Origin of the sequence: Bradyrhizobium sp. SHOUNA76 (assembly GCF_023006445.1) — a bacterium.
Taxonomy (GTDB): Bacteria; Pseudomonadota; Alphaproteobacteria; order Rhizobiales; family Xanthobacteraceae; genus Bradyrhizobium.
Genome location: NZ_JALBHA010000553.1, coordinates 1 through 3,969, shown reverse-complemented (window position 1 = coordinate 3,969; position 3,969 = coordinate 1). Strand labels below are relative to the sequence as shown.

Below are 3,969 nucleotides of genomic sequence, written 5' to 3'. Positions count from 1 at the left end.
GGGGCCCTCATGGTGCTTCACGCGCACCCCGGCGGCCTCCAGCGCCCGCGCATAAGCCGCGCCTTCATCGCGCAGGGGATCGAACCAGGCGGTGGTCAGGATTGCGGGTGCGACACCCGCGAGAGATGCCGCGCGCAGCGGCGAGACGCGCCAGTCCGCAGCGTGGCTGGGATCGGCGAGATAATGGCCGCAAAACCATTCCATCGTGGCACGCGTCAGGAAGTAGCCCTCGGCATTCTCGTCACGCGAGGGATAGCGCGCGTTCTCGCGCGCATCGGCATAGCCGCCGAGGACGTCGGTCACGGGATAGACCAGCAGTTGTGCGGCGAGCTTGATGCCGGCATCGCGGCAGGCAATCGCCGTGGTCGCAGCAAGATTGCCGCCGGCGCTGTCGCCGGCAACGCCGAGGCGTTTTACGTCGCCGCCAAATTCCGCGACGCGGTTGAAGATGTCATTCACCGCAGCGAAGGCGTCGTCGAAGGCGCCGGGGAAGCGCGTTTCAGGCGGGCGTCGATAATCGACGGAGACGACGACCGCGCCGGTCTCGATCGCGAGGTTGCGCCCCTGCCGGTCGTGGGTTTCGAGGTCGCCGGCCACCCAGCCGCCGCCATGGAAGAACACCACGGTCGGCGCGGGCGTGGTGCCGACGCGGTAGACACGTGCGTCGAGCGGGCCGGCGCCGCCTTTCACCTTGATGTCCTGGACGCTATCGACAGGCGGTGGCGGGATGGCGGCGCGCGAAGCAGCTAGTTGGCGCAAGGAATCGCGGGCGCTCTGTGGCGTCATGACCGTGGGATCGCGCATCGGCATGAGCGGAATGATCTGGGCGATGAAGGGGTCAAGTGGCGCGGCCATAGCGGCTCCTCCAGGGTTCTTGGTCTTGCTTGCGGGGTAGCATAGATTTTGCCCGCCGCATCGGCAACGGGCAGTGTGCCGCAACGCCGGACGAGCGGGCAGGGAGGTTCACGAGTGGAATTCGAAACGCTGGTCCAGTCGCGCCGCAGCGTGCGTGGCTTCAAGAACGAGCCGGTGCCGCGCGCGGTGATCGAGGCGATCATCGAGAGCGCCAAACGCGCGCCATCGTCGATGAACACCCAGCCCTGGCATGTCCACGTGCTGACCGGCACGCCGCTCGAAGAGGTGCGCCGCCGCAACATGGAGGAGATGGTCGGCGGGGCCAAGGTCAAGCGCGACATCATCAGTCATGGCGAGTACCAGGGCGTGCACCGCACGCGGCAGGTCGACGTCGCCAAGAAACTGTTCGGCGCGATGGGGATCGCGCGCGACGACAAGCCGATGCGGCAGGATTGGGTGTTGCGTGGCTTCCGCCAGTTCGACGCGCCGGTCTCGCTGGTCTTGACCTACGACCGCGCACTCGATCCCGGCGCGGTCTGCCATTTCGATCTCGGGGCGCTCTGCTACGGCATCGTGCTCGCAGCGTGGGATCGCGGCCTCGGCTCTGTCATCAACGGGCAGGGCATCATGCGCTCCGACATCGTGCGTGAGGTCGCGAAGATTCCGGAGGACGAGGTCATCATGACCTGCGTCGCGATGGGCTACCCCGACGACGGCTTTGCTGCCAACGCCGTTCGCTCGGACCGCGAGCACAATGGAGAGTTCGTGCGTTACGTGGGTTTTGCCGATTAGCAGGACGAAGAGGAGATTATTCTCTGGCGGAAATTTTTGGTGTGGACTCCTTGCTGCCACTTGCAATCTCGAAGGGGCGGGAGGAACAATATGCAGACTGTGAGGTTTGTTGCTGGCGCGAGGGAATTGACATGCGGCGGCTGGCTAGCCTGGTTCGACGGTTATTCGGTCCGCGAATGCGGCACCCGATCGATGATGATCCAAGTCTTCCTTTCACACCCGAAGAGTTCGGCCGGCTGATTCGCAGCGGCAGACGCGAGGACATGAGGCTGCTGGCGGAAGGGCTGGCCTGCCGCTCCATTCCGCGCCGCGCCAGATATCGCGCTACGCATTAGGCCGCGTTCGAGACGGGTCTGCCGCGCTCACCGCGTGAGCGCGACCTGCTTGAATGAGTCGACCAGCGCCTTTTCCAGCTTCGTCTTCATCCCGCAAGGAACGTTGTAGGCCTCCCCGCGCGGCATGGTCGGCTTGTAATGCCGATGCTCGATCAGCGCCGCGAAAATGTCCGAGATCGTCAGAATCCGCACGATGTCGCCAATGCTCTCGCCGCAGAGCGCATCGGGATAGCCGCTCCCGTCGAGGTACTCGTGATGATGGCGAACGGCGTCGAGAATCTCCGACGAGATCCCGTCATGCCCCTTGAGAAATTCGTAGCCGGCGGCGAGTCGCTCGCCTGCAACGGTGAATTTATCCTGGAGGGTATTGGCGTGGCCGCACACGCGCTCAAGCTTTAAGATTTTGAAACGTCAGCGGCGGGCTTGCACGGCTGCGCAGCGTGGTTCGGGAGGTGCTGACGGAGGCGTCCGACCCGGTCGAGGCACCGGAGCTTGCATTGAAGGGCGCGGCGATGAAGGACTCTCTGCTCGGAGACGTTGACGATGCCTTCGAAAGCGTCGTCTTGTCCCGCTGGAACCTGCGGCCCAACGACGAGCGAAGTTTCAGAATGTTCCAGGACATCCACGCGCTGCTCGCTTAGGACCTCTCGCAGCCGATCTACGGCGAGGAGATCGCGCAAGCTCGGACTGTCCAGTTCGGCGAGACGCCGTCGCGAACGCTCGACCGCGGACGCGGGCGATAGCTCGACAAATCGAGGGCGGCGAACGCCGGTTTCGTGCTACCGTCCGGCTATGAGCAATCGCATTCTCGTCCTCTACGGTTCCTATCGTTCCGACCGCATGGGCATCCGCCTTGCGAATTTCGTCATCAATCGGCTGCGCGGCCGCGGCGAGGACGTCGAGTTCATCGACGCCAAGGCGATCGGCCTGCCGATGCTCGACCGCATGTACAAGGAATATCCCAAAGGCTCGGCGCCCGAGGCGCTGGAGAAGCTGGCCGAACAGATCCGCGGCGCCGACGGCTTCGTCTTCGTCACCGGCGAATACAATTGGGGCATCCAGCCCGGCCTGAAGAATCTCACCGATCACTTCCTCGAAGAGTGGTTCTGGCGCCCGGCGGCAATCGTGAGCTATTCGGCTGGTCGGCTCTCGGGCGCGCGCGCCGCCACCGCCTGGCATGGCACGCTGTCGGAGATGGGGATGGTGGTGGTCTCGAGCACCATCGGCGTCGGCCCGATCGCGCAGACCCTGTCCGAGGACGGCGAGCCGATCGGCGAGGGCGGCAAGGCACTGGAGCGCTCGTTCCCGCGCTTTGCGGATGATCTCCAATGGTGGATTGAGGCCGGGAAGGCCCAGCGGGCGCGGAAAGCGCCGCCGTATTGACGGTCCCGTAGCCCGGATGGAGCGCAGCGCAATCCGGGGCGGTGCCGATGACGTCAGAAATCCCGGATTTCGCTGCGCTCCATCCGGGCTACGAAGCTGCTCTTACGCCGCCCTGACCTCGCCGAGGAAGCGGTCGAACTGTCCGGCGAGATCGCGCGACTGGGTCGAGAGCTGCTCGGCGGCGACCTGCACTTCCCTGGCGGCGGCTCCCGTATCGTCGGCAGCACGCTGCACGCCGGAGATGTTGGTGTTGACCTCCTGGGTGCCGCGGGCGGCCTCCTGGACGCTGCGGGCGATCTCCTTGGTGGCCGAGCCCTGTTCCTCGATCGCCGCGGCAATCGCGGTGCCGATCTGGTCGATCTCGCCGATGACGTCGGCGACGTTGCGGATCGCGGCCACGGTCTCGTCGCTGGCGGTCTGGATCGCCGTGATCTGCTCGGAGATTTCGGTGGTGGCCTTGGCGGTCTGGCCCGCCAGCGACTTCACTTCGGAAGCAACCACGGCAAAGCCGCGGCCGGCATCGCCGGCGCGGGCGGCCTCGATGGTCGCGTTCAGCGCGAGCAGGTTGGTCTGCTCGGCGATGCTCTGGATCAGCGTGACGACG

Annotated in this window: 5 protein-coding genes and 1 pseudogene; 3 read left to right on the top strand and 3 right to left on the bottom strand. The window is 65.4% G+C overall.

The window, feature by feature from the left end; translation table 11 throughout:
- Nucleotides 1–855: alpha/beta hydrolase (locus MOV74_RS33095; RefSeq protein ID WP_246931197.1), on the bottom strand; the 855-nt coding region annotated here is incomplete at its 3' end.
- A gap of 114 nt (nt 856–969) precedes the next feature.
- On the opposite strand from MOV74_RS33095, the gene MOV74_RS33090 reads away from it, so the two are divergent.
- Nucleotides 970–1,647, top strand: a complete 678-nt coding sequence (locus tag MOV74_RS33090) for a nitroreductase (protein WP_246931196.1) — start codon at nt 970–972, stop codon at nt 1,645–1,647.
- A 362-nt stretch (nt 1,648–2,009) separates the two neighbouring features.
- On the opposite strand, the pseudogene MOV74_RS33085 reads toward MOV74_RS33090, so the two are convergent.
- Nucleotides 2,010–2,309 (bottom strand): annotated as a pseudogene (locus MOV74_RS33085) (HD-GYP domain-containing protein); the annotation flags it as partial.
- Nucleotides 2,310–2,422: 113 nt separating this feature from the next.
- Between MOV74_RS33085 and MOV74_RS33080 the strand changes: the two are divergent.
- Both MOV74_RS33080 and MOV74_RS33075 read left to right on the top strand, forming a co-directional pair.
- Nucleotides 2,423–2,623: a hypothetical protein gene (locus tag MOV74_RS33080; protein WP_246931195.1), complete on the top strand. Its 201-nt coding sequence runs from the start codon at nt 2,423–2,425 to the stop codon at nt 2,621–2,623.
- A gap of 151 nt (nt 2,624–2,774) precedes the next feature.
- Nucleotides 2,775–3,365: an NADPH-dependent FMN reductase gene (locus tag MOV74_RS33075; RefSeq protein WP_246931194.1), complete on the top strand. Its 591-nt coding sequence runs from the start codon at nt 2,775–2,777 to the stop codon at nt 3,363–3,365.
- A 102-nt stretch (nt 3,366–3,467) separates the two neighbouring features.
- On the opposite strand, the gene MOV74_RS33070 is transcribed toward MOV74_RS33075, so the two are convergent.
- On the bottom strand, nt 3,468–3,969 hold a 502-nt coding region (locus MOV74_RS33070), incomplete at its 5' end, for a methyl-accepting chemotaxis protein (RefSeq protein WP_246931193.1).

Bases quoted from the DNA above. Each gene is read 5' to 3' on its own strand.
- MOV74_RS33075 (WP_246931194.1), top strand. From the start codon at position 2,775: ATGAGCAATCGCATTCTCGTCCTCTACGGTTCCTATCGTTCCGACCGC.